At 53.2% G+C, this 26,007-nt stretch carries 16 protein-coding genes; 1 reads left to right on the top strand and 15 read right to left on the bottom strand.

The features are described 5' to 3' along the window. Positions 1–82: 82 nt before the first annotated feature. The 12 genes from ACFQ88_RS03355 to ACFQ88_RS03300 all read right to left on the bottom strand — a co-directional run bounded on the left by ACFQ88_RS03355 (position 83) and on the right by ACFQ88_RS03300 (position 20,934). A complete protein-coding gene (locus ACFQ88_RS03355) occupies positions 83–2,989 on the bottom strand; it encodes an NHLP bacteriocin export ABC transporter permease/ATPase subunit (RefSeq protein WP_379451887.1) in 2,907 nt (968 codons plus the stop codon). Then, positions 2,986–5,196, bottom strand: a complete 2,211-nt coding sequence (locus ACFQ88_RS03350; RefSeq protein ID WP_379451885.1) for an NHLP family bacteriocin export ABC transporter peptidase/permease/ATPase subunit — start codon at positions 5,194–5,196, stop codon at positions 2,986–2,988. The genes ACFQ88_RS03355 and ACFQ88_RS03350 overlap by 4 nt, the downstream gene beginning before the upstream one ends. Before the next feature lie 22 nt (positions 5,197–5,218). Continuing rightward, on the bottom strand, positions 5,219–6,076 hold the full coding sequence (locus ACFQ88_RS03345) for an HlyD family efflux transporter periplasmic adaptor subunit (RefSeq protein WP_379451883.1): 858 nt from the start codon (positions 6,074–6,076) through the stop codon (positions 5,219–5,221). Further along, a complete protein-coding gene (locus tag ACFQ88_RS03340; protein ID WP_379451881.1) occupies positions 6,073–8,940 on the bottom strand; it encodes a cyclic nucleotide-binding domain-containing protein in 2,868 nt (955 codons plus the stop codon). The genes ACFQ88_RS03345 and ACFQ88_RS03340 overlap by 4 nt, the downstream gene beginning before the upstream one ends. A gap of 230 nt (positions 8,941–9,170) precedes the next feature. After that, entirely contained in the window at positions 9,171–10,919 is a 1,749-nt protein-coding gene (locus ACFQ88_RS03335) for a protein kinase domain-containing protein (RefSeq protein WP_379451821.1), read from the bottom strand. Positions 10,920–11,532: 613 nt separating this feature from the next. Next, positions 11,533–13,821 (bottom strand): 5-methyltetrahydropteroyltriglutamate--homocysteine S-methyltransferase, encoded by a 2,289-nt coding sequence (metE, locus tag ACFQ88_RS03330; protein WP_379451819.1) that lies wholly within the window; start codon positions 13,819–13,821, stop codon positions 11,533–11,535. A 229-nt stretch (positions 13,822–14,050) separates the two neighbouring features. Next, positions 14,051–15,526, bottom strand: a complete 1,476-nt coding sequence (locus ACFQ88_RS03325; RefSeq protein ID WP_379451817.1) for a protein adenylyltransferase SelO — start codon at positions 15,524–15,526, stop codon at positions 14,051–14,053. Between the two features lie 99 nt (positions 15,527–15,625). Continuing rightward, positions 15,626–15,958, bottom strand: coding sequence for a hypothetical protein (locus ACFQ88_RS03320; protein WP_239635010.1), 333 nt, complete (start codon positions 15,956–15,958; stop codon positions 15,626–15,628). 49 nt (positions 15,959–16,007) lie between these two features. Continuing rightward, a complete protein-coding gene (locus ACFQ88_RS03315) occupies positions 16,008–16,520 on the bottom strand; it encodes a nucleoside deaminase (protein WP_275590476.1) in 513 nt (170 codons plus the stop codon). A 177-nt stretch (positions 16,521–16,697) separates the two neighbouring features. Beyond that, positions 16,698–17,933, bottom strand: a complete 1,236-nt coding sequence (locus tag ACFQ88_RS03310; protein WP_379451814.1) for a DegT/DnrJ/EryC1/StrS family aminotransferase — start codon at positions 17,931–17,933, stop codon at positions 16,698–16,700. Between the two features lie 71 nt (positions 17,934–18,004). Further along, a complete protein-coding gene (locus ACFQ88_RS03305) occupies positions 18,005–19,198 on the bottom strand; it encodes a DegT/DnrJ/EryC1/StrS family aminotransferase (protein WP_379451812.1) in 1,194 nt (397 codons plus the stop codon). Between the two features lie 5 nt (positions 19,199–19,203). After that, entirely contained in the window at positions 19,204–20,934 is a 1,731-nt protein-coding gene (locus ACFQ88_RS03300) for a polysaccharide deacetylase family protein (RefSeq protein WP_379451800.1), read from the bottom strand. A 134-nt stretch (positions 20,935–21,068) separates the two neighbouring features. Here ACFQ88_RS03300 and ACFQ88_RS03295 point away from each other — a divergent pair, with 134 nt between their 5' ends. After that, on the top strand, positions 21,069–22,457 hold the full coding sequence (locus tag ACFQ88_RS03295; protein ID WP_379451798.1) for an extracellular solute-binding protein: 1,389 nt from the start codon (positions 21,069–21,071) through the stop codon (positions 22,455–22,457). A 70-nt stretch (positions 22,458–22,527) separates the two neighbouring features. Here ACFQ88_RS03295 and ACFQ88_RS03290 read toward each other — a convergent pair whose 3' ends face one another. From ACFQ88_RS03290 to ACFQ88_RS03280, 3 genes are all read right to left on the bottom strand, one after another. After that, the gene (locus ACFQ88_RS03290; RefSeq protein ID WP_379451795.1) at positions 22,528–23,418 is read right to left on the bottom strand and encodes a carbohydrate ABC transporter permease; all 891 of its coding nucleotides are present in this window, start codon (positions 23,416–23,418) and stop codon (positions 22,528–22,530) included. A 17-nt stretch (positions 23,419–23,435) separates the two neighbouring features. Next, positions 23,436–24,329 carry an ABC transporter permease gene (locus ACFQ88_RS03285; protein WP_239635403.1) on the bottom strand — a complete coding sequence of 298 codons (894 nt, stop codon included), beginning with the start codon at positions 24,327–24,329 and terminating at the stop codon, positions 23,436–23,438. Positions 24,330–24,409: 80 nt separating this feature from the next. Then, on the bottom strand, positions 24,410–25,984 hold the full coding sequence (locus ACFQ88_RS03280; RefSeq protein ID WP_379451793.1) for a type 2 periplasmic-binding domain-containing protein: 1,575 nt from the start codon (positions 25,982–25,984) through the stop codon (positions 24,410–24,412). Between the last annotated feature and the right edge of the window lie 23 nt (positions 25,985–26,007).

Here is a 26,007-nt window from a genome sequence, read left to right as displayed (position 1 = left end):
ATCTCATTCAACGGCTATGACCTCATTATAGGGGGAATTTCGACAAAAATCCGTACCCCATTCGGGGTATCTTTTGACGTCATTAGACAACTTGACGTGCAGCGAGCCGAGCGAACAGCCCCTCCTGCTGAAGCAGCTCCTCGTAGCTGCCCTGCTGGACGATCTTCCCTTTATCCATCACAATGATCCGATCGGCGTGGATGATGGTGCTGAGCCTGTGGGCGATGACAATTCTCGTGCTGCTCATTCCTCGCAGCATCGCAGTTATCTTTTCTTGCGATTTCTGGTCTAACGCGCTCGTCGCTTCATCCAGAAGCACGATCCTCGGCTTATGGACAATGGAGCGGGCGATCAGAATCCGCTGTCGCTGCCCACCGGACAAGCTTCCCCCGCCCTCTGAGAGCACGGTGTGCATCCCCATCGGAAGCCGTCCGATCTCCTCGTCCATCCCCACCAGCTGCGCTGCATTCCAGGCGTCGTCGACCGTATATTCGCTGCTTTGGCCGATAATGTTTTGGGCGATATCGCCGGCCCATAGACGGCCGTTCTGCAGCACCACGCCGCATTGTCTGCGCACGGAACGAAGCTCCAGCCCGCTCAAATCTTTGCCGTCGAAATATACCGCTCCCTGCTCGGGCTTTTCAAAGCCGATGATGAGTCGCAGCAAAGTGGATTTGCCGCTGCCGGAAGCGCCGACTACAGCCACATATTCACCCGGACGAATCCTTAAAGACACATGATCGAGTATCGCCGGTCCATTCCTATCATAGCGGAACGTGACCTCGCTCAGCTCAATCGCCCCTTTCAAATCGCCGGGATCATCCCGTCTCGCTTCCGTCTCCGGCAGTTCTTTCATCAAGGGCTTGATCCGTTCATAAAGCGGCTTCAGCTCAAACAGCGGAATGGATGATGCGCAAAAAGCGATGACCGAGCCGATCAACGTTGCATATGCAGCGTGAAAAGCGGCGAACGTTCCCGGATTCATCCGGATATCTGAAGCCGATATAATCCAGAACAACAGCAGACTGGATACAAGCGGATATGCGCTGTTGAGGACTGCCAGCCGGTTCCCGGTTTCCCGAAGCCGGTATACATGCGCTCGCTGTGTGCTGAACGCGCTGCTCCAGCGGTTGAAGGCGCGCTGTTCCGCCGCAGCCACACGCAGCTTGGGAATATTGGCAAGAAGCTGCACAAGCATTCCCCCGACCCGGCCTTCCTGCTCCGCCTTTCGTCTCGTATGCTCTGCCAGCTGGATGCTTAGTACCGCGAAGATAGCCGCATAGACAGCGGTCAGTACAATCGCAAGCCATGCCAGCCGGGGCTCATACCAGAACAGCAAGCCGAACTGCAGCACGGAAAAAAGGGCAACCGACATTCCGGAAACGAGCCAGCCGGAAATAAGCTGAAATATGGCGCTAACGCCTCCGATACGGCTGGCTAAATCCCCTGCATTATACTGGCGGAAGAAGCCTACAGGCATGTTCAGCAGCCTGTCCCAGGTCGCGCTGTGAAGCGAAGCCCCCCACGTCCCAAGCAGTCTCAGCCATGCCATCGACTGGGTGACCCGGAAGCCGAAGGAGGCGAACGCGATGCTCATGAGAAGCGCCATGACCTGAAACAGCTGGCCGGGCTCTGCCGCAGGAATGATTTTATCAATGATAATACCGGTTGCGGCCGGCAGGCACATCCCGAGCAAACCTACGGCAAGACCGGATGCAAGCCCCCATACCATCTCCTTCTTCGCGCGCGGGGTAAGAAGAAACCGGGCTATATCCTTGGGCAGCAGGGAGCGGTAAGGCAGCGGGCGGTACACCTCGTAGGCGAACGGTCGCAATTGGGCTGCGAGACGGTCCGTTACCATGACTGCCTTCTCCCCGGCAACGCTATGGAGCTCGTATGCATTTTCTCCTGCCGGAAGCAGCGCTGCAGGCCGCCCGTCCAAGTGAAAGCCGAGCAGCGGCCCGTTATCTTCGCGCCACCAGTCCGAACGGAGCGCAACCTTTCGGCAGCGGATGCCGGCCTCGCGGAACAGCTCCTCCGCCTTGCGGCCCGGCTCCCAGCGCTTCGGCGTTATCAGCTCGATGCCGATGTATTCGCATACCGAACGAGCGCAAAAGAGCAGCGGATCGCGATGATCCGCATGGTGCTCCAGCGCTTGGATGCCCCTCTTGTCGGCAACCGCGGAGAATCGGCTGACCGCTTCCTCCATGCTGAGCCTGTCTTGCTCCAGCCGCTTCGCCATTCTGGCCTGCTCTTCCCGCTTTGCACGATACTGCCGATGAAGTTGCTTGTTGGCAAGAAGCCGGTGGAACAGGTTCAGCGAGTCAATCAATTGACCCTGCTGCAATAAAGTCAGCGTGTCCGCCGTCAGTAGACGGCTTCCTTTGGGAGCAGCCGCCCATACGGAACGCGTCAGCGGGACGTAGACACCGGGCGGCACCGCCGGCAAGTCTATATCCTGCCATAAACCGAGCGCTCCTCCATCGGTTCGGACCCAAACCAGCCCGGCTTCCGAGGTGAACACCGCCGATTCCCAGACGACGATCTCCGTTCCAGGCTCGACTTGCTGGGCTAACAGAGGAGGCATATCGGCAACCGCAGCCGAGGTTACATTCACCAGCCACTCACCTATCAGCTCCGCCGCACCCCTTAGCCCCTTAACCTTGTCAGCAACCGCACCGTCCCCGGCGAATGGTTCGAATAGGCTTGTGCTGCTGGCAAGCACCGTATCCGGCATCACCTCGGCAATCCAACCGAAATCGCCCGCGTCCGTTTGCGGCAGATCGAACCAGATTTGTCCAGGTCCTACCGTAAGAACATACGATTTCGTACCCGCTATGGCGCCTTGGGCAAGGTTCACGGTATACAGCTCGACCGAGCCCTGTTCAACATAGTGCATCGTAAGCGACAAGTTCTGTTGCAGAATCATGGAGGTTTTGGTCCTGTAATGCCGTCGTCCTTCCGCATCCATTGTCCAACCTGGTCTCATGAAGCCTCACTCCTCTCCGATGCGTTGAACAGCTCACGGTAATATCCGTTGCCTTGGATCAGTTCCTCGTGCGTCCCTGTTTGGACGACCTTTCCTTGATCCAGCACCACAATGCGGTCGCAGTCGCGGATCGCACTGAGCCGGTGGGCAATGATAATGCAGGTACAGCCTCTCCTGCGAATATTGGCATAGATGGCCGCCTCTACCTCGGGATCCAGGGCACTGGTCGCTTCATCCAATATGAGGATGGACGGCTGTTGAGCGAGCGCTCTGGCAATTTCCAGACGCTGCGCCTGGCCGCCGCTGAAATTCCGGCCGCCCTCCTCCACCGGATGGTCGTATCCGCCGGATCTGGCGGCGATGATCTCATGTATGCAGCTGTCCTTGGCCGCTTGAACGACATCAGCATCCGTAATTGTCTGGTCCCACAGCGTAAGGTTGTCACGAACCGTTCCTTCGAACAGCCGAATATCTTGATCGACGAGTGATACGGAGTTGACCAGAACATGGCGCGGAAGCTCGGATCGCAAACAGCCGTCGAATTCCACGACACCGCTCCACGGCTCGTACAACCCCGATATGAGCTTCGACAGCGTGGATTTGCCGCTGCCCGATCCTCCGACTATAGCAATCGTTGTACCGGGAGAAACCTCCATAGCAACTTGCTCGATAAGCGGAGGATCAAGAGGACTATAGCCAAACGTCACATCCCGAATAGCCAGAGCCCCGGACAGCTTCGGCGGCAAATCCTCACGAATAATCCCCTTCGTAACGCCGGATTCGGTGGTGTGTACAGCATCGGCAGGATGCTTCAGCACATCGTCAAGCCGGGATAAGTGTCCGCGCATCTCTTGCAGCTCTCCGCCCATTGCAACCAAACTGTTCACCGGCGTGAGGAACCCGGCGGTAAAGCCGAGAAAGGCGAGCAGCATCCCGACAGTGAACGAGCCGTTCAAGACAAGTAAGCCGCCAATAACGAGAATAACAATATGATTCAGATGCTCCAGCAGCACCGGAATGGCCGATAAATACTGGTTGGATACGCCCAGCGTCTGCTCCGCTCGCGTCAGATTCGCCTGATATCCCGCCCAGCGCGCGAAAAAATCCGACTCCCTGCCGCTCGCCTTCAGCGATTCCATATTGATAAGTCCGGCGATGGAAGCACCCCATAGCTTTCCCTGATCCAGCTGCAGCTTCTGGTTGCGGTCCGTCTGCTTGCGCGATACGTACAGCAAATAAGCTACGTTTAGTCCGGCGACCAGCAAGGCGGCCATGGCGAGACGATAATCGTAGAGGAGCATAAAGGTCAAATAAAAGCCCGCAAGCAGCATGTCGATAACGGTGCCGGCTAGCTTCTCCGTAACAAATTGCGCGATGCGGTCATTCGCTTGCGCCCTGCCGGCAATTTCTCCTACAAACCGCTGGGCAAAAAAACCGACAGGCAGCCGGAGAATGTGCCAGACGAAAGTACCCGACATGCTGAGGGAAAATTTCGTCTCCAGCCTGAGCAGTGTATATTGCCTAAGCGAGGTCAGTACCAATCGGAAGATGACGGTAACGAGCATGCCCACAAGAAGAGCGCCCATCCATTCCATCCGGCCGGCCAGCATCATCCGGTCAACGAAAAGCTTCAGGAATAGCGGAACAAGCACCCCCGTGCCGGCCAAGGCGATACCTGCAGCAATCAAATAGACCATTTCCCAATGATACCCTTGCAGCCGCTGCAGCAGCGACGAGATGACCGAGAATCTGCGCCCTTCCCGGACGAAGCTCTCACCCGGCGTCATCGTCAGTACGACTCCCGTATAGGAGCTCTCGAATTCCTCATAGCTTACCGTATACGGACCGTGTGCAGGGTCGTTCAAGAATACTTTGCTGCCGGAAAAGCCCTCCACCACGAGAAAATGGTTGAAGTTCCAATGTACTATAAACGGAGGCTTTAGCAGCTTGAGGCTTTCGGGCTCCTTCTTATAGCCTTTGGCTTCCATTCCGTACTTGCGGGCGGCTTTTAATACATTGCTTGCTTTGCTCCCGTCTCTTGATACCCCGCAGTCATACCGGAGCGTCTCAATAGGAACATGGCGCCCGTAGTAAGCAAGTACAATCGCGAGCGATACCGCTCCACACTCGACCGCTTCCATCTGTAAAACCGTTGGCGTGGAAGCGCGGGTTCCTCCGCGCAGCTTGGATAATAACGATGCCTTCATTGGACTACACCTCATTGCGCGATCAGAAAATCCATTCGATCGGATGCGTTTTCCCTACTAAAAATTGAACGGAGCACAGCATTCCCGTCTTCACGGTCAGCCCCGGCTCTGCACGCTGTGCAGTCCAGCGGAGTCCGGTCGGATGAGACGGATCCTTTTGCAAAAGGACCCTGACCTCGACCATTGGACCGGACTGCATGGATGCTGCCGCCAGCTCGCGGTTTCCGGTAGTGCGTTCCATATCGTCCAGTCCCGCAGGCACCTGCGATACGGACGCAACTTCGCCGATAGCGGCTCCATTCGCATTCGCGTAATCTCCGTTCGGCCATACCCTGGCCGGTATGCCGGGCTTCAAGCTCTTGCTTTGATCCACAGGAACGTAGACGATAGCCTCGTGCTTGTCTTCCGGACCCTCCGCTTCCATGGTGAACAGAGGCTGCCCGGCTTGAATCCATTGACCTGGCTGTACGTGAACTTTGAGTATTTGACCGCTCTGCATGCTCACCACTCTGGATTTCAGGAGCATTTGCTGTGCCCGGTCCGGAGAAGCATCGGCATCCTGCCACGACGGATCGAAGATTCTCGCGACCGTATCCCCACGACGTACGGTATCGCCGGGTTTCAGCGCAATATCCGTGACTTGACCCGAAGCGGTATGAACGATAGTCGTAAATCCTTCCTGCAGCTGGAACACCCCGTTTCCGTTCAGCTTCACCGTGATTGTCCCCGTCACCGCCCATATGAAAAATGCAACAAGCAATCCTAACAATGATAATAAGGCGATCCAATGTCTGGGACGGGCGATGGTCATTAGCACATCCAATTTCTCCGGCGAAGACATTTTCTCCAGGGACGATTGACGGAAAATATTCGGATTCATTGCTTCGCCCCCTCCATTCGTCCCGTTTTCGGCGTTAATGGAACTATGTACACTTGTTTTCCGGCTTCCGTCTCGTTCAAGCCTATAAACTGATAGCTTCGGACGGCTCCGTCCCAAGAGCCGAGCTCTTTGAGGGCATCCAGTATCGGCTCGGGCTCCATCGCTGCAGCCTTTTGGGCTGTTAAAGCTATCAGACGGACGGCGTCATAAGCGGCGGCGGACAGACGGTTCGGCGCAGCCCCGTAAGCATTGCGATACCGTTCTATGAATGCCGCAGCCGGTGCTCTATTCGTAGTGGTGTCAAAGTCGGTAAATCCGTACATTTCTCCTTTATACGATGCTGCAGAATCGGTCTCCGGAGTGGATGGACCTGCAATCATCGGATACTCCGCCCCTGCTGCTTCCAACGCAGCTCCGATTTCCGATGCAGCCTCCCCGATGCTGTCATAGACGACTACAGCTTCCGTCCCCAGCAGCTTCCATCTGCTGCTTGCGGCAATGAGGCCCGATCGCGCGGGAACGCGAGTCATCCGGTCCACGATGATGCTCCCCTTAAGCTCGGCTGCTTTCTCCAGAGCTGCTGCGAACTGCTTACCCGGATTGCTGTCCTCATAGTAAATGACAGCCTTGGTGTAGCCTTGCCGATGAAGCAGCTCCGCCACCTCTTTGGCATACACTTCCGGTGCCGTTCCCAACGCAACCGATCGATTGCCGGACACCTCAGCTCCGTCCAACAGGAAGGTCGGCAATGCTTGGCTGAACGAAGCTTCCGGCTGTGATAAGGCAATGCCGATAACGGGGGCTGTTTGCCTTTCCGCCGGCCCGGCTTTTCCGTCGCCCTGGTATTCCGGCTTCAGTATTACCGATGAAGCAGAATCCGTGCTCCGCTGGAGCTGGATATCCTTCAAAGCGAGTTCAACGCCTCGTTGGATAGAGGCTGCTGCCGCTGTATCTCTTGGAAGCGCCACTGTAAAAGGCACTTCAAGTACGGCGCCGATGTCCGAGCTCATCGCCGGAACGGAGGATGCTGTCGGCCTATCTGCCCCTACCGCCATCCATTGCCAGAGTGGTACAGCGAGCAGAATGGCCAGGCAAGCGGGAATCGTTCTATGCAGCAACGTCTGGTTCCAAGACTCTTTATTGAACAACCGGTCCACCGGCAACTGCGATGCCAGTACAGCCACGACGGCCGCTTGAATAGGACTCGCTCCCGCCTCCATGGCACCTGTTCCGATACTGACCATTCCTGCGAATATTGCCGCCATCGGAGGGATGTACCGTTTTAGCAGCATGACTATGGCAAACAGCAGCAATAGCGAACCTGCAGCCGACAGATGAAGCTGCCGGGTCACCCAATCGGCGGTCAGTTGCAGCAAACCGGCTCTCTCATACATTCCGGCCATCGCTGCCAGCAGGGCAAAAACGACAAACGGCTCGTATCTCACCTCTCCGGCAGTCGTCTTGTTCAGCAGCCCGCAAGCGGTCAGCGCTAACAGCATGAACAAGCTAACCAATACGAGGCTTACGCCGAGCCAAGGCGCTATCCCCATCGCGAAGCTGCCGCCGAGCATAATGATCAGTGCCGCGGTTTCCTTGGCCGACCTTCTGCCCATAACTAACAGCTGAGCTTCCAAGATAGAAGGATCCGTTACTAAAAGCTCACTATCCCTCTGTCGAAGCGATAGCACGATATTGTATAGGAGCATGACTGCGGCCAGAGGAAGCGCGGCCAGCAGCCATTGCGCCAATCCGCCTACAGCCCCTGGAATGATCGCCAAGGCAAACCAGCATAAACTGGAGGATTGAATGAAAATAATCGATAAAGCGTCCGAACGGCACCTTGGATGTGATTGCAGCTGAAGCAATGCGAACGCATCGCTGCGCAGCTTGGAAGACGGCAGCAGCACTGCCGATAAAGCGGACATGACTCCGATTATCCATCCGGCCCGGAATCCTTTGCCCTGGATGCGCAGACAAATCCCAAGCAGCAGACGCTGCACGACACCGGTTCGATAGACGGCATGCGCGGACAGCGTAAGAGCCAATGCAGTGATGAGCGTAGAGGCTAACGATGGTGCCATACCCGCAGCGAAATTCACACCTGGCAATGAGATAGCGGCTGCAGCCATAAGTACCGCCACGATCGGAAGCGATGCCGCTTGTAAAGCCGTTAGCGCCAATCCGGTAAGCCCGATAGCAGCGAGAGCACAGATCGTATTCGATATGCCCCCCGCCAGCATTGCATAATACAGCAGCAGCCCGGAACCTAGAGAAGCTGCCAAGCCCAGTGCCCGGGACAGCGGCGAACGCAATCGCTCCGCATCAGCATAGACCTCTTCCCGATGCTCGCTTTGCTTTACTTCGTTGAATGCTGCAGCTGCAGACGTTTGCGTTCCTTCGGGCTTCGCAGATGCCGACGGCGCCTTATCGTCCTGTTTGTTATCCGAGCTCGCCTGACGATTTACTCGTGCGAGCCGTTTGGCCAGAATACCGGCAAATTGAACGGCAAGCGCGTTATGCTCGTACAAGATCCGATCGAAGGATTCCTTGATCAGCTTGAGCACTACCAGGTCGGTTTCCGCCATGGCCGAAGCCGAGCGCGGATCTCCCGTCAGCAGCGCCATCTCCCCGAAATATTCCTTTTCACCCAAAATGGCCAGAGTCGTTTCTTTGGCTCCGGAACCTAGATAAATTCTCGCTTGGCCTTGCATAATGATATACAGGGAATCCCCGAACTCGCCTTCCTCGAACAGCAAATCCCCTTTGCAGTAGCTAAGCTGGGTAAATTCCTGCAGCAGAGCGACCTTATGTACTCTGTCCAAACCTTCAAATAGCGGAATCTCCAGAAATGTCAGCTTATTCAAAGAAACGATGTCTCCTTCCAAGAACCTCATCCGCTTGATGCCGGGCAAATGAAAAAGCCGAATCGTGTCAAGCGCACTTTCCGGCTCTTTCGTTATCCTATCTCGTCCTTGCTTATGCTTCTAATTATAAGCTTGCAGCATGTCATGTACATACCCCATTTGGGGTATATAGGAGAGCTTCAGCATCGTGTTGACGGATGGTACTCTTGGCTGCGCTCGAATTGCTCGAGCTATCGGGTTCCGCTTTTTGCAGCGCTATCGCTATGGTTCAACAAGTTCAGCTTGACCGCCATAGCAACGGCTTTTACCCTGTTATTAACCCCCAGCTTATCGAAGACGTTCCGGACATGGACTTTGACCGTGCCCGGCGACATGATCAAGCGGTCTGCAATTTCTTTGTTCGACAGGCCTATGGACAAGCATTGTAAAACGTCGATTTCCCGGTTGGTCAACGAAGGTCTGCTCTCTGGCGCGGCGTCAGCCTTCTTACCGGAAGGTTCAAAGTATCCTGTCAATGTATGTACATAGCCCAACTGCGATGCCAGCATTTGCAGCAGCGATAACCGGTCTGTTGAGAAAACGCCGCTTGTGTAATGATTTTCCAAATACAGCACGCCCTGCAGGTCCCCTTGGATCGAAACGGGCAGGCCCAAAACCGATTTAGGGCGATGCATCTTCAAGTAGGCGTCATTTGCGTAAGAGAGATCATCTTTGGCATCGTTCAATATGACAGGCCCCCGATTTATCGCCACATTGCGTACGACAGCCGGACTTAAATCGCCGCATTCGTCCAGCGGGATCGAGCCTGTCCAAAGTGATGAGCTTTTGTCCAGATCGGACATCAGCACCGTATGCCACTCATCTCCTGCGCATTTGACCAAAGCGCCCTTGTGAGCACCTGACACTTTCATGATAATGAGCATAATTCGCGACATCAGCTTGAACGAATCTTTCTCTTCCGCAAATGCCTGCGACGCTCTAATGAGTGCTTCCATTTCCAAAACCTGCGCATAGCTCCCTGTCGATTCCCCTACACCTTCATCCATGCCCTGCGATCCCAGCGACATCCCATCGTTGGCAGACAAAGAAGTGAGCTTGTTAGACAGCGAAGGATGTTCACCTTGTCCCAGCTCGAAAGGATCGATTCGTCCCTTCTGCTTGTACTGTGTCAGGCACTCCTCCAAATCCTTCCTTAGCCCAGCGGCGCTCCGATACCGGCTAACTACCGATTTTTCCAGCAGCTTAAAGATAATTTGTTGAATTATTAGGGGAATTGTGCTTGAAATGCTATCGAACGGCATGGGAGCTCTGGCTACATGGGCGTGCGCCCACTCCAACGGATCCTTCGCTGCGAAAGGAAGCTTGCCGGCAAGCACCTCGTACAGCGTTATGCCCAGGGAATATAGGTCCGTTCCAGGCTCGATCGATCCGTCCAGCTGCCCGCTTCTTTCCGGTGCCATATAAGGCGGACTCCCCTCAATGAGCGGAATGCTCTTCGTCTGACGCTTTTCTTCTATTATATATATGGAATGGCCGAATCCTGTGAGGCAAACCTGCAATGTCGAGGGTACAATGACGATCGTTTCCGGCCGTATGTTCATATGGATGATGTTTTCTTTATGCAGCTTTTCTAATACATGGGTGATGTCTATAGCAATTTGAAGGAAGTCAGGCACATTAAGCGGTTTGGACAGAGCCAAATGCTTCAGAGTCAATCCGTAAAGCCATTCACTGGCCATAATTAATCGGTTGCCGTCCCTAATGAGTGCTAGAGGCTTTAAAATACCGGGAAAATCGAGACTGCCCGCCACTTCATATTCATTGATAACCTTGGCATTTTCTACAATGGCTCTCGGACCTTCTTTCACCATCTTCAAAAGTACGTCACGGCGGTCTTCCATTGACAATGCATGGCATACGGTAATGGCGGGATCTTCATATATGATCTGCTGGATGTCGTAACCGGCGGCTTTGAGCATAACAAACTCCTTTTCGCGAAGGGAAAAATAATAGATAGGTATTTCGATTTATTTTACCATAAAACAAGCTTTGAATTGTCCGTTTTACGAGAATAACTTATATCTATTGACTCAATAAATGCAGCTGGAGCCTGAACAAAAAAATGACTGAGACCTCCGGCTTACTTCATATCAGTTCAATAGGAGCGGCGTTCGTAGTGTTCATTGATTTCCGGACTCGCGGGACAAAAAAAATCCGCGATCTACTACGCGGATTTTCACACCTCATTTATTTCTTTTTGGCCTTATCGTCGAATATTTGATGGATTTTCTCTCGGCCGTACGCAAAAAGCATATCGGTGAACGCTTCGTTTACAAGATTGATCGCATCTTGGCGGAGACCGCTGTTTAATCCCGGAGGATCAAGAGGTGACAGCGACAGCTGACTTAGTCAGATCAAGCTGCTGTGGAAGGAGCTGAATCCCCCGGTAATTGACTCCATCTACGGTTCTGGTCATGACTTTGGCCTGCTCGTACAGGGTACCCCAAGATTTGTAAAATATTCACTTTTTATCGTTTTCTGTCGATGAACGAAAAAAGCCGGCGTAAAAGCGCCGGCTCATGTTGCTTTATCTTAAACGGCTGCGGTATGCTTCTCGCGGGCATTCTTGGTCGCTTCAACCATGTTGCGCAAGGAAGCAATCGTTTCTTCGAGTCCGCGGGTTTTCAGACCGCAGTCCGGATTGATCCAGAACAGCTTGGGATCCAGCACACGCAAGGCTCGCTCGATCATACCTGTCATTTCCTCCACGCTCGGAACACGCGGACTGTGAATATCGTACACGCCGAGACCGATACCCAGCCTATACGTGTTGGCTTCGAAGCTATGAATCAGCTCGCCGTGGCTTCGGGAGGTCTCGATGGAAATGACATCGGCATCCATCGCTTCGATCGAATCAATCATATCGTGAAATTCGCAATAGCACATATGCGTATGAATCTGTGTCGTCTCCTGCACTGTGCACGTAGCAACACGGAAGGCTTTGACGGCCCAAGCAAGATAACCGTCTTGTTCCTCTTCTTTCAGCGGAAGCCCTTCGCGAACCGCCGGCTCGTCGACCTGTATCATGCCGATGCCCGCTTTCTCCAGCGCCTCTACTTCTTGTCTCAGAGCGTAAGCTAACTGGTAGGCGATTTGCTCGCGCGGAATATCCTCACGGACGAATGACCAGTTCATGATCGTAATCGGTCCCGTCAGCATTCCTTTCACAGGACGGTTAGTCTTGGACTGCGCATACTTGGTTTCTTCAACCGTCAAGTCCCCGGTGAATGCCACATCGCCAAAAATAACCGGAGGCTTCACGCAGCGGGAGCCATACGACTGCACCCATCCGTTTTGTGTAAATGCAAAGCCCGCGAGCTTCTCGCCGAAAAATTCAACCATGTCCGTCCGCTCAAATTCCCCGTGCACGAGTACATCCAGACCGATCTCTTCCTGATGCCGGATCCAAATATCGATCTGCTCATGAATGAATTCGCTGTACTGCTCGTTGCTCCATTCACCCTTGCGCCATAATTGGCGGGCTTTACGTACTTCCGCCGATTGCGGGAAGCTTCCGATGGTCGTAGTCGGAAACAGCGGCAGCTGCCATTTCGCTTGTTGTGCGGCATAACGCTCGGCGAAAGGACGGGAGCGATTCGGTTGCTGAACGCTAATAGAAGCTACGGCTTCCTGTACTTCTCTCCTGTTGCGCTCCTCCGATTGCCGGAGAGCTTGCACCGCATGTTCGCTTCTCTCCAGCTCCGTTTCAACCTCCGCACTGCCCGATGCCATTGCTTTTGTTAACAGAACGATCTCGTCAAGCTTTTCCTCTGCAAAGGCAAGTGCATTCTTCAAAACGGACGAGAGCTTGGTCTCACGTTCAGTCGTTACCGGAACATGAAGCAAGCTGCACGACGATTGCACGATAAGGCGGTCTGTCGAGACAATCTCGGCCAGCTCGTCCAAGAGCGGGAGCTTTTCGCGCAGCGACGCCTTCCAAATGCCGCGTCCGTCAATAACACCCGCTCCTAATATTTTATCAGCCGGAAACCCTTGTGCTTGTAACGATTTCAGATTACCGGACAGTCCATGGACGAAATCAAGACCGATGCCTTGAACCGGAAGCGAAACGATGTCGCTGTACCGCTCAACCGATTCGAAATAGGTTTGCAGCATAATGTTCAGATTAGGCACAGCCGATGCAAACTTACTGTAAATCGTATTCAAGCGCTGTATGTCATCGTCGCTTAATTTGGTTACAATAATCGGTTCGTCAATCTGAACCCATTGCACACCTTCTGCAGCAAGCTCCTGAAGAACTTGAACATATAAGGGAAGCAGGCGGTCGAGCCAGGCATCGGTTTCCGATTTGTCGTATCCCTTGGACAGCTTCAGGAAGGTCAAAGGTCCGACAATGACCGGCTTTCCTTCTATACCGAGGTGTTGCTTGGCTTCCCGGTAGGCAGTAAGCGGCTTGTTCTCGGTAAGCACCGGCGCAGTTCCGCCCAATTCAGGCACGATATAATGATAATTGGTGTTGAACCATTTGGTCATTTCACTCGCCGCAGCATCCTTCGTTCCCCGTGCCATGCCGTAGTAGACAGACAAAGGAACGGCGCCGCCTTCGTAAGCAAACCGTTGCGGAATGATGCCGAACATAGCGGCTGTATCCAAGATATGATCATAGTAACTAAAATCATTGACCGGGATAAGATCGATCCCCTTCTCCTTCTGCTTGCGCAAATGATTCAAACGGATTTGCTGCAATTGACTATGAAGCGCCTCTTCATCAAGCTTTCCTGACCAGAACGCTTCAATAGCTTTCTTCCATTCCCGGTCGGCCCCGATCCGCGGATATCCCAATACACTGCTTTTCACCATCATGCATAGCTCCTCTACAATTTGTTACCCAAAATGTAGCACAGCTCGGTGAATGCAGTGTAATTCCTTTACAATATATCTAGTCATAGCCTGCGGCTATAAAGACTCGAAGATGCCCATGCGGAAGCCTTCTTTCTGGTATATTTTGGAGTCTGATGCTTCAAAATCATCTATCTGGAGGAAAAAAAAGAGCAACCAAAGTCGCTCTTTTAATACCCATATAGCTGCATCAGGTTCCGCAGTAAGTCCGGTAACGCCGTGACGACGGGTCTGGCAGCGAGCAGTATTCGGCTTGTTTGCCGGAGTGCTCATAGGGGCTCGATAGCGCATCAAGAAGTCTCTCCATCACGCTGTAATCTCCCTCATCCACCGCGGCGTCCAGCGCCTCTTCCACCCGGTGATTCCGTGGAATGACTGCAGGATTACTGCTTTTCAACAGCTGATGTGAAGCAGCTTCGGACTCCTGCTGCCTGCCCCGTCTCGCCTGCCACTTCTTATGCCACTCGATAAATTCCGGACTGCCGGACATCCCTGTCTCCTCAAGCTTATCGAACGTTAACGCCCGGAATGTATTGGTATAGTCGGCACGATGCTTCTGCATCATATTCAGCAGATCTTCAATCAAGGCTTCATCATCCGGCTCCTCGTTTAAGAGCCCCAGCTTCGCCCTCATTCCGGAGAGCCAATGACGCTGAAACAGCTCTGCAAAATGTGAAAGCTCCGCCTCGGCAAGCTGAATAGCCTGATCCTCGTCGGAATGCAGCAGCGGCAGCAGGGCTTCCGCCAATCTGGCAAGATTCCACGCAGCAATGCTAGGCTGATTGCCAAAGGCATAACGACCCTGAGAGTCAATGGAGCTGAATACCGTAGCCGGGTCATAAGCATCTATAAAGGCACATGGTCCATAGTCGATAGTTTCACCGCTAAGAGCCATGTTGTCCGTGTTCATGACCCCGTGAACAAAGCCTACAAGCTGCCACTTGGCAATGAGCTCGGCCTGACGCTTAGACACTTCACGGAGCAGGGCAAGATAGCGGTTTTCTCCTGTATCGGCATCCGGGAAATGCCTTTGCAACGTGTAATCCGCCAATGCCCGAAGCTCTTCGCCATTACCGGCACTGGCGGCAAACTGAAAGGTCCCGACACGGATATGACTGGCAGCCACCCGGGTCAGAATTGCGCCTTGCAGCTCGGTCTCACGGAATACAGGCTCTCCTGTCGTTACAACGGCCAGACTGCGAGTAGTTGGAATCCCGAGTGCATGCATGGCTTCGCTGATGATGTATTCACGAAGCATCGGTCCGAGTGCCGCCCGGCCATCGCCCCGTCGGGAATAGGGGGTTGGTCCCGAGCCCTTAAGCTGAATATCCACCCTGTCTCCTGAAGGGGTGATATGCTCGCCCAGTAACAAAGCGCGGCCGTCCCCGAGCATGGTGAAATAGCCGTATTGATGTCCTGCATAGGCTTGAGCGAGTGGCGATGCGCCTTCGGGAACCCTGTTGCCCGCAAGTACGGCGACGCCCTCTTTGCTTTGCAATGCTTGCGCATCCAATCCGAGGGTTGCCGCCAATGCTTCATTAAACCGGCTCAGCTTCGGCAATCTTACCGGAGTCGGATCGAGACGGGTGAACAGCGCTTCCGGCAGACGAGCATAGCTGTTGTCGAAATTCCATCCTGCCTCTATGATTTCATGATGTTCCGTCATGGTAACTCCTTTCTGGCCAAACAAAAAATAGTCACGTTATTGTTTACTTCTTCCAATGTATTATACACTTTCGAAATGCTTTTGGCTCTGATTATGTAGTCAACGATCTATTTCCAGCAGCTTACTTTTGGACCAGGGGAAAAAGCTTAAAAGCTTATCCTCGTCTCTATCCAATTGCTCATGATACATATGCATATGTGGATCAGGAAGAATTATCGGATGATCTTGCTCTTCAAATCCTAATCCTCTCAGGATTTCCTTATAGCTCTCCACATCACCGTAAGCCAATATGATATTTTCTTCATCAAATACAAAATACGTCAGCAACTCGTCCGAAGAACGAATAACGATTCGATGCCGGCTATCGTATTCAAGGAAGGTATGGAACTTTTCCATAAAATCGTGAACTTGCTTCCATTTAAGCTTCTCCATTTTGTATCTGGCCTCATCATTATTGCATCTGGATGCTCTGATTGACCTCTCAATTACTGCTGTTTTGCCAATGGGAATTGGAATATCCGCGTTGACCGTACCAATCAGACAGCATCTCCCTTTGGCGAAGCTCCAAATCCCTGTAAGGCGCGGCTTCATATGAGATTTTATCGAAACGTTCTTGAAAGTGGGGACCTGCCTTAAACTTCCTCATCGCTCCCATTTCCGGATCGTTCGCCGCCCAGACCACCCTGGCTATACTAAAAGATAGCAAAATCGTGCAAGTACACATCGGACATGGCTCGCATGTAGTGTATAATGTGAAGCCCTTCTTCAGAAACTTCAAATTGTCTATATCCAGCATGGCGGGTCCGGCGTTTCTTATGGCATCAACCTCGGCATGCGCTGTAGTATCTGATTCTGAAAACACCCGATTCCGTCCTCGGCTAACAATAATCCCATCAGAATCAACGATTACAGCTCCGATAGGGTAGGTTCCTTCCACTTTTGATTTTTCAGCTTCCATAAAGGCCTCGAGCAAGTACTTTCTATCATCCCTCATTCATCGCCCTCCTCCTTTTGCACAAATCTATTTGCATATTACTTCCACAAACGTGGAAAAAATCCCTTGTTACTTCTTCCTGAAGCTAAGCGGACTCTCGACGCAATCACTCAGAGAACATAAAAAAAGCAGCTGACGACGAATCGCCACTGCTAATTTAATTCTGAAACCACCCAATTATTTCGCATAGAAAGCGGCGACCTTGCGAATCCCTTCGATCATATCGCCGATATCCGTCTCAGTATAAAATTGATTGATAGGCAGCCGTACCGCCGTCGCCAAAATCTCTTCGGCATTGGGGCACAAGCCCCGGTCATACGTAATGCCGGTTAGCGAGAATGGAAAATGGGAGTTCGGATACGCCGTCCGATTCTGAAAAAGCGGCTGCATATAGACGACATCCGGAATATACCCTTCCATGTTAGGAATCCCTTCCGCCTCTAGAGATTTACAAAATTCCGTTCGTGTGCAGGACAGCTCGTCGAGCTTAAGTCGAAGCATATAAAACCAATACGTGCATTCGTTGCCCGGCTCTACATAATGAGCCTGAATACCCGGCAGCGTACGGATGCCGGCAGTTAGCCGATCGCCGTGGCGGCGCCGCGTCTCGCAAATGCCGCCGAGTTTTTTCAGCTGAGCTACGCCTACCGCTCCTTGAAGCTCGGTCATCCGGTAGTTCGGCGCAACGTAATGCAGATCGCGCTGCACGGTATTGCCGAATCGCTGGTAGTTTTTATCCGCGAACGCATGTGCAGCATGATAATTCGCCTCCTCGCCGGAATTGACGGTTACGATGCCGCCGTCTCCGGTGGAAATATGCTTGAAATCGTTAGTGCTGAAGCAGCCGTAATCACCGATGGTGCCGACGAAGCGCCCTTTGTACCGGGTCAAGTAGCTCTGCGCACAATCTTCGATCACTTTAAGCCGATGCTTGCGGGCGATCTCCATAATCGGATCCATGTCTGCGGGATTGCCGGCCAAATGGACAACGACGATCGCTTTCGTCCGTTCCGTAATCCGTTCTTCTATAGAACGCGGGTCCATGTTGTACGTTTGCGGATCAAGGTCGGCGAACACAGGAATAGCATTTTGATACAAAATGCCGATGACCGTCCCCTGATCCGTAATTGGGCTCGTTATGACCTCGTCTCCTACCGAGATGCCTGCAGTTCCAAGCGCTATGTGGATCGCAGCCGTTCCTGAAGATGCCGCCACACTGAAGGGCACTCCGTACATGTCATTAAAATCGCTAAGGAACTGCTTGACCTTGCCGCCAAAATGATAAAACAGCGTGTTCTGGTCCAGGGCTTCCGCCAGCTCCGCCGCTTCCTCCGGACCGAATCGTTTGCCCGTTCCAAACGGTGTCGATTTGACTTTGCTGCCGCCATGAATGGCCAACTGTTCGGTTTGCATCCTCGTTACACTCCTTCTGAAGATATGGTTGAACCGGGTGCCTATCCAGTTCTCAGCCCAGTTTGTTTGCCTCAGCTAAGGTTAGCCATTACCTTATTCACAGCCATTGCGATATCCCGCATGTCGTCCTCCTCGGCGAGGAGCACGTTCTGATGAAGCCATAGCACCTCATTGGCGCATGCTTGCTCGCACACTGGGCATTCGTAGCTGGGCTCGGCCCCTGTCAGCTTGCGAATCTCACTTAGCACGGCCGCATTGCGATGCAGCGGAACGTATCCGGCGGCTACCGGTATGCCTTCCGCCTGCAAGCGGCGGATGATCTCCTCTTTGCCGACGGAGCTCGCCACATCCGTTGTCACACGGAACATGAACAAGTGGCGCGCATGTACGGTTACCCTAGGATCGCGCCTCATCGTTGCAATCCCATCGATCTGGCCCAGAAGGTTTTCCAGCAATAGGCCGTTGCGCTCCCTAAGCTGAATCTGCTCCTGAAGCCTGGTCATTTGCCCCAGCAGTACAGCTGCCTGGAACTCGGTCATGCGGAAATTCCAGCCGATATGCTCATGCTGATACCAGGCTCCTGCCCTCACGCGGCCTACATTGGTTATGGACCAGGCCATGTCGGCAACGTCCCGGTCATTCGTCACAATCATGCCGCCCTCGCCGCTGTTTATATTTTTGCTGGACTGGAAGCTGAACGTTCCTGCCGTTCCGAGCGCACCGACGCCGACTCCGTTCCATTTCGCCCCCACCGCCTGGGCCGAATCTTCAATTACAGCCAAGCCGTGCTTGGCTGCAATGGTGTTGATCCGGTCCATATCCGCCGGGCATCCGGCGATATGAACCGCCATAATCGCCTTCGTGCGCGACGTGATCGCCGCTTCGATCCGCTCCGGATTCAGAAGCAGCGTATCCGCTTCCACATCCACGAACACGGGAATCGCACCGAACAGCAGCACGCTCGTTGCGGACGCAATGAACGTATACGGCGGCAGGATGACCTCATCCCCGGGCTGCACTCCGGCCGCCTTCAACGCCAACGTGATCGCGATGGTCCCGTTGGCCGTCGTAATAGCGTACTGTGCGTCCTGCAGCTTGGCGAACTCCGTTTCCAGAGCCTCGAGCTTAATGCGCCCGGTTCCTCCCCACTTTCCGGAGTGAAGCACCTCCAGAAGAAGACGTTCCTCGGCTTCCCCATAGATCGGCCAGCTCGGGAATGGCTTTGTCCGTACCGGCGTTCCTCCGAGAACCGCTAATTTTTTCATGACCATCACCTCACGTTATTGGTTGTCTCTTGAACGACATACTTACGGCAAGTTACTCCGTACTGCACTTCCAACGCTTCCGAATGGTTCGACTCCCTCACTGCATCCACCGGAATCCAGACAACGGTTCCTGCCTGAGCATTTTCGACGATCGGTCCGCCCTGGTCGTCCAGCCCTTTGATTACAGCCTGCCTTCGTTTCCGTGTCCATTCATTAATCTCCGCGCAGGTCCAGAATTCGAACTGCCGGCTGCGCGCTTCGCGGACCAGCTTGCGGAAGGCATCCCGTACCGCTTCCCGGTTATGGATATGAATCTGGTGGAATAGAAAATGCGCTACCCCCTCCACCTTCATTACACCTTCGAGAAAAGGAACGATAACCGAGCTGTCCGACCATGCCGCCAAATCCATATCCTGCGTCAGAAATCCGACTTCCAGCACGTCATATAGCCGATTGCGTTCATCAGCCCAGGCCATCGGATAGTAAGGATGACACGTTCCGAACAGAAATCCGACATTGCCCCGCTTGCTAGGACCGCGCGTCTGATCGACCGCGATCTGATTTTTTTCACACCAGAGGAATAGCTCTCCCCAGCCCTCAAATCGGGTGTAGTGGTTCTTGTTGGACGTGACGGAGGTCAAATTAGCCGCCCGTTTCAACCATTCCAATTGCCGGTCGAATTCGTCACCGTCCCAACGGCCCCCCTGTTCATCAAGCGCATTATAATGAAACGCAAGCTCATGGCCTGCCGCTTTTACCTGATCGTAAATGTGCGGGCTGTATCCAGGCTCGATCATGCACCACGTAGAACGGATACCCGTTTCCTGCAGGAGCTTGAGCGTGGACAGTGCGTGCTCATCCTGGTTGACGTCGCTGTCATGAGAAATAAGCGCCACCTGCTTCGTTCCTTCAGGCCATAAGCCGACGAAAGGCAGGACAACTCCGCACTCCTGTGCGATGGAAATCAAATGGCTGATCAATACGCTCCGCCACAAATCCGCTTGAGGCTCAGCAAAGTACAGAGCACCGGTGTCCGTCGCTTTCCGGTCGAACTCCCAATCCAGAGCTATCGCGTCGTCTGCTTTCAAAATCCCTTCATTGAGAACCGCAGAGCCGTCAGGTGCCGGAACCCCGTCTTCCAGAACCGGATCCATCCCCTGCTGCATGCGAACGATCGTCTGAGGAATATCTACAGCCCAACGCTCCAGATACCCGTTACCTACCTGTATGCTTTGCAGCATAGTGCCGCCAGAAGGACCCCCGGGAGTCAAGATCGTCATGTTTCCTTTTTCCGTGAGGCTTCCATTCGGTTTTTCTACAGATGAGCTTAACGACCAAGGGGATGCCTCAACAAAACGCAGCCTATAGATACCCGGAACCGGTAGCTCCCCTTCTCTCCAATGTGCATAACCGTACCGGATCGTAGACTGCCGGACGAAACCGAGCCGCTCGGCCCACACATGACCTCTCCCGTAGGATACGAGCCGTCCCCCGCGCTCCATGTACTCCCACAAACCATTTTGCTGCTCCTTGGTATGATCACCGAGTACATCAATAACCATGTCATATCGGGAAGTCTGTATGTCTCTGGCATTGGATACCCGTTCCACACGGATTCCTGCATGAGCCAAAATCTCCTCCAAATACAAGGAATAGATGTTATACCCATAACGCCAGCGTTTTTCTGCGGCTTGCAGATCAAGCAGCAGGCCGATGCGCGCGACTCTCAAATTCATCATTCCTTTCTGCAATTATCCCATGATTTGAATACGTGTATGGTACTTGCACTGTAAAAGAAAACCAGCTATGCTTAACCGTAACTGACTGCTATAAGGGAAATTATGATCTTATACGAAACGGATGCGAACCAATGAAAAGAGAAAATGAATTCCGCTATATGAAGCTTGCGAACATGCTGCGCGAACAAATTTTGTCCGGCTACATCCGGCCCGGCCAATACCTGCTGTCCGAGAACGAGCTGACCCGCCATTACGGTCTCAGCCGCTCGTCGGTTCGTAAAGCATTGGACCAGCTGTTGGATGAAGGCCTTATTGAGAAGCGCGTCGGCCAAGGGACCATCGTGCCCCATCAGCTCTCCATTCCAAAAGGCGGAACCGATACGCTGCGCATTCTCGCCTTTACTCCGTCTTATTTCGCCGATTACGCCCTGCCGACGATTCAAAAGCAGTTCCAAGCCAAGTTTCCTCACGTCGAGGTCAAAATTCTCAATCTCCCCGGCCCATCGTTTCGCGATCTCTTTGAAACGAGCCGGGAGCTCGGCTTTCAGCCGGATCTTCTGTTCGTGCCGGATAAGCACGGCTATGAGCTGATTCAGGAGCTGACAGGCTCCTTCCTGCCGTTGGAGCCTTTGGTATCGGACGCGCTTGCGGCTGTATATCCGAAGCTGCTGCGGTCATTCAGCATTCAGAATACGGTGTTGGCCGCTCCGCTTACGTTCTCGCCGGTGTATTTGACATACAATCCGCGAATGTTCGAAAGGTTCGGTGCAGATCAGCCTCATGCCGCATGGACGAAGGATGAATTCATTACGGCAGCCAAGCGGCTTACCCGAGATACCGACGGCGACGGCATTAACGATACCAGCGGGTTCTCCATTCCGACTGCGTTGAGCCGATGGCCGGCTGTCGCCCTGCGCAACGGAGTGCATTTCCGGGCAGAGCAGCTTCAGACCGACACGTTGTTGAACACCTTGAACTTCCTGCACGATATTTTGTTTCGATACCGGGTCGCCACCTTAGCCAGCCGCAGCGCGTTGAACTCCGAGGCGTTTCATTTGGAACGGACCGGCATGGTGCTTACGACAACTTTGGAAATGACGTACTGGGAACGTACCGGTCTGCCGTTCGAGCCCAAGATCGCCCCAATGCCATTCGGAACGGGCACTTCCACCATGCTGATAGCGAATGCGCTCGTGATCCCCGATACGTGCCAAGATCCTGAGCTTGCCGCCCAGTTTATCCGTGTCGCGCTGGATGCCGAGACTCAGTCCGCTTTTTGCCGCAACAGCTCCTTCCTTTCCGTTCTTCCCTCCGTGAATGAAGCCCTCCGATCTCATGAGGATCTTCAAGCTCTCGGAGTGACCGGAGAAGGGATGGACAGCAGCTATTTCACCCACGAGCTGGTGGACGACCTCGAGCTGCTGTACGAAATCGAGCGGGAAATGGATATGTTCTGGTGCGGGCTGGAGTCGGCCGCCTCATTCGCGCAAAAAATTTGCAGCAAAATAACCAATCATTGAGAAGCCCTGTAGAAGCTCTCACGGGCTTCTTTTTTTCGTAACCCGGCTGGTAAAGCTACCTTATTGCCGCTCACCCCTTGATGGCCCCTATCAGCATCCCTTTGATAAAGTATTTTTGCACGAAAGGATAGATCAAGAGAACAGGGAGTATCGCTACGGTGACCGTAGCCATCTTGATCGTCTCGGGCGGAAGCGTCTGCATCACGATAGGGTTCATCACCTGAAGCTCTTGGGAGATCGCAGGCGATTGGATCATATTCCTCAATACGACCTGGATCGGATACAGTGTCCTGTCCGACAAGTACATGATCCCGCTGAAATAAGCGTTCCAATGCGTTACACCATAAAACAGCCCCAATGTCGCGATAATAGGCATTGACAAGGGAAGAATGATCCGCAGCAGCGTCTGAAGCTCCCCGCAGCCGTCGACACAGGCCGCCTCCTCTACCTCTTGGGGCAAGTTTTCAAAGTACGTTTTCATAATCAGCAGGTTGAACGTGGAGACAAGCCCCGGAATAACTAATGACCAGATCGTGTCGAGCAGCCCCATCGATTTAACGACGATGTAAAGCGGGATCAAGCCTCCCGAAAACAGCATGGTGAAGACGATAAGCATCAAGATGACGGATCTTCCCGGGATATACTTCTTGGACAGCGGATAGGCCAGCAGCATGGTCACCGCCAAATTCAGGAAGGTTCCGAGCAAAGTAATAATAACGGTAATCTTTAGCGCCTGCGGCACGACCGGACTGGAGAAAATAACCTTGTACGCCTCCATCGTGAACGTCTCCGGCCACAGCACGAAGCCTCCGTTGCGGACAACCTCCGCCATGGGAGTCAGAGACATGATAAACACGTAGTAGATCGGGAACAGGGTCAGCAGCCCGAAGAAAGCCAGAAGGCAATAAATGGCGATGTCCGCTATACGATCGGACGGCGTTTTACTCACCTGGATAGACATAAGCTTTCTCCTCCCTTCTACCAGATTCCGGATCCGCCCAACCGTTTGGCCAGCTTATTTGCGCCTATGACCAAGATGAGTCCGACGAGTGATTTAAAAATGCCGGTAGCCGCCGCCACACTGAATTCCAGCTGCTCCAGCCCCCGCCGGAACACCCAAGTATCAATAATGTCGCCCGTCTCGTATACCCGCGAATTCAGGAAAATATAGATTTGGTCAAAGCCCGCATCCATGATGTGACCGATCCGAAGAATCAAGAGCAGGATGAATACATCCCGGATTCCCGGCAGCGTCACGTGCCACAGCTGCTTCCACCGTCCCGCACCGTCGACGACGGCCGCTTCGTACAGCTCCTGATTAATCGTAGCAAGGGCGGCCAAGTAGATGATGGCTCCGTATCCCGTATTTTTCCAAATGTCGGTCAGCACGATGATGGAACGGAAATAGTCGTTATTGGCGAGAAAGTTCACGCTCTCTCCGCCGGCTTCCCTGATGAAATAGTTGACGATCCCGGACTCCGGGGCAAGAAAAGCGAACACCAGGCCATAGACGATAATCCATGATAGAAAATAAGGTCCGTAAGTAACCGTCTGGATCACTCTCTTAAACCAGCGAACACGAATTTCGTTAAGCAGCAGAGCAAAAATCAAATCCGGCAGCATGTTGAACACAATTCTATAAAAGGAAATGAGGAGCGTGTTGCGGATCAGCTTCGGAAACTCCGGCGAAGAGAACACCTCCCGGAAATTGCTCAGACCAACCCATTCGCTGCCGAAGATGCCTTGGGATAAGTTATAATCCTGGAAGGCGATCAACAGACCGCCCATCGGAACATAATGAAAGATGAGATAGTACAGCAGCCCGGGTACCATCATCAGATAGAACCAGCGGTATTTCCAGCTTTTTAACATCCATGTCACATTTCATCGGCTCCTTGATTCGACTTGATCCGGCTGACCTGCCATGGGGTCCGGACTGAGGTCGGTGCGGTTTACTTGATGACGCCGGCCGCTCTCATCTGGTCTTCGTAGGTTTTCAGCATATCCCCGCCTCGATACTTCGTCATTAATTCTTCACGGTATTTCGGCCAGTTGGAGGCATCCTGCTCATCAAACAAAATTTTCACGTGATATTCGCGCATTTTGGTGCGGAAATCGGCAAGATTGAACCCTTGAGGCGGTGCAACGTTCGTTCCGATGGAAGGCAGCAGCTTGTATCCCTTGATCGTTTTCAAAATTGCCCGGTCGTTATCCGTCATCCGCGGATCGATGACCTCGAGGCCCAGCACCTCGGGCTCCGCCGCTACGAGAGAGCCGTATATTGCAAGAAAATTCCCTTGCGTTACGATTTCCTTATCGATCGCTTCCGGCTTTAGCGTTACTTGCTTGCCGTTCTTGGTGTAATGCTTGCCCTCCACTCCATAATGCGTAAGCAGGAAGCCTTCTTCACCGCAAAGCCAATCTACGATATCGACGATCCGTTTGATCTTCTCGGGACTTTTCTCCGCCGTAGCTTTCGAGAATAGGAAGGCATCATTCGGAAGGTTCTCCGTCCATACTCCGGCCGAGGCATAGGGATGAAACGGCACCCAGCGGGCGTTCGGGAACAGCGCCTTGGTCTTGTTCTGCAGCGAAGTCGGATTGCTGTCAAAAGCGACCGCACGCTCACCTGAAGCAATGACCCCTACTTTGCCCTGAGCCGCTTTGTCCAGATAAGCAGTTCCTTTGGATAGGAACCAGTCCGGATCGACGATCCCTTCCTTGATCATCGCTTTAATATCGTTAAGCACGCCCTCCATCCGCAGGTCGGTAGAAACGTCGGTCAGCTTATTGTTCTCCACCATGAAGGCGCCGACCAGCCCGTGCTTCAAATATTGCGGGAAGTCGGTCGAAACGGTATTACCGTTCCCTACGGTCGAGAAGCCGAACGTATCCTTTTTCGAGTTTCCATCGGGATCGTTGTTGGTAAAAGCCCTCATCGCATTCATCATTTCATCGTAATTCGCCGGTACTTTGAGGTTCAGCTTATCGAGCCAGTCTTTGCGGATATAGTAGGAACGGTACACGTTGCGGGCAAACGGGATCGGGGCGCGCTTGAAGGTGTTTTCGACAGCATAGCGCTTAAGCTCCACCTCACTAACCCACTTGAAATAGTTCGGCATGGTCTGGGGATTGATAAAAGGGGTCATGTCTGCGACGACATTATCAAGAATGTATTTCTGCGAATCGGTTCCGGTGCTGATGAACAAATCGGGGACATCACCGGATGCGACAAGCAGGTTCGTTTTGTTGGTCCGATCGGCTCCGATCGGCATGAACTGCACGTTCAAGCTCACATTGAACTTCTGTTCGATCGCTTTCTTGACGAAGTCTTTATCTCCCTGCGGCAGATTGGCGTCGTTAGCCCCGCCCGCAACGGCAAGGAACAGCTTGAGATCCAGCTTATCCTTGTATTTGCTCGGAGTATCGGCGCCAGTCGAAACGGAAGAGGGCTCGGGCGACTGGGTACATCCGCTAATGGCAGCGGATGTCATCAAAGCGGCAAGAACCAATGGACGGTACTTCATAGTTTGCCTCCCTTATCTTTTGG

Source organism: Paenibacillus sp. NPDC056579 (assembly GCF_042793215.1).
Lineage (GTDB): Bacteria > Bacillota > Bacilli > Paenibacillales > NBRC-103111 > Paenibacillus_S.
Note: the sequence above shows the minus strand (reverse complement) of the source record. Positions and strands in the feature narration are given on the sequence as shown.

What these genes read in the sequence shown, in the direction of transcription:
- ACFQ88_RS03355 (WP_379451887.1), bottom strand. Translation starts at nt 2,989, where the DNA reads ATGAGACCAGGTTGGACAATGGATGCGGAAGGACGACGGCATTACAGG.
- ACFQ88_RS03350 (WP_379451885.1), bottom strand. Translation starts at nt 5,196, where the DNA reads ATGAAGGCATCGTTATTATCCAAGCTGCGCGGAGGAACCCGCGCTTCC.
- ACFQ88_RS03345 (WP_379451883.1), bottom strand. Translation starts at nt 6,076, where the DNA reads ATGAATCCGAATATTTTCCGTCAATCGTCCCTGGAGAAAATGTCTTCG.
- ACFQ88_RS03335 (WP_379451821.1), bottom strand. Translation starts at nt 10,919, where the DNA reads ATGCTCAAAGCCGCCGGTTACGACATCCAGCAGATCATATATGAAGAT.
- metE (WP_379451819.1), bottom strand. Translation starts at nt 13,821, where the DNA reads ATGGTGAAAAGCAGTGTATTGGGATATCCGCGGATCGGGGCCGACCGG.
- ACFQ88_RS03325 (WP_379451817.1), bottom strand. Translation starts at nt 15,526, where the DNA reads ATGACGGAACATCATGAAATCATAGAGGCAGGATGGAATTTCGACAAC.
- ACFQ88_RS03320 (WP_239635010.1), bottom strand. Translation starts at nt 15,958, where the DNA reads ATGGAGAAGCTTAAATGGAAGCAAGTTCACGATTTTATGGAAAAGTTC.
- ACFQ88_RS03315 (WP_275590476.1), bottom strand. Translation starts at nt 16,520, where the DNA reads ATGAGGGATGATAGAAAGTACTTGCTCGAGGCCTTTATGGAAGCTGAA.
- ACFQ88_RS03310 (WP_379451814.1), bottom strand. Translation starts at nt 17,933, where the DNA reads ATGCAAACCGAACAGTTGGCCATTCATGGCGGCAGCAAAGTCAAATCG.
- ACFQ88_RS03305 (WP_379451812.1), bottom strand. Translation starts at nt 19,198, where the DNA reads ATGAAAAAATTAGCGGTTCTCGGAGGAACGCCGGTACGGACAAAGCCA.
- ACFQ88_RS03300 (WP_379451800.1), bottom strand. Translation starts at nt 20,934, where the DNA reads ATGAATTTGAGAGTCGCGCGCATCGGCCTGCTGCTTGATCTGCAAGCC.
- ACFQ88_RS03295 (WP_379451798.1), top strand. Translation starts at nt 21,069, where the DNA reads ATGAAAAGAGAAAATGAATTCCGCTATATGAAGCTTGCGAACATGCTG.
- ACFQ88_RS03290 (WP_379451795.1), bottom strand. Translation starts at nt 23,418, where the DNA reads ATGTCTATCCAGGTGAGTAAAACGCCGTCCGATCGTATAGCGGACATC.
- ACFQ88_RS03285 (WP_239635403.1), bottom strand. Translation starts at nt 24,329, where the DNA reads ATGTTAAAAAGCTGGAAATACCGCTGGTTCTATCTGATGATGGTACCC.
- ACFQ88_RS03280 (WP_379451793.1), bottom strand. Translation starts at nt 25,984, where the DNA reads ATGAAGTACCGTCCATTGGTTCTTGCCGCTTTGATGACATCCGCTGCC.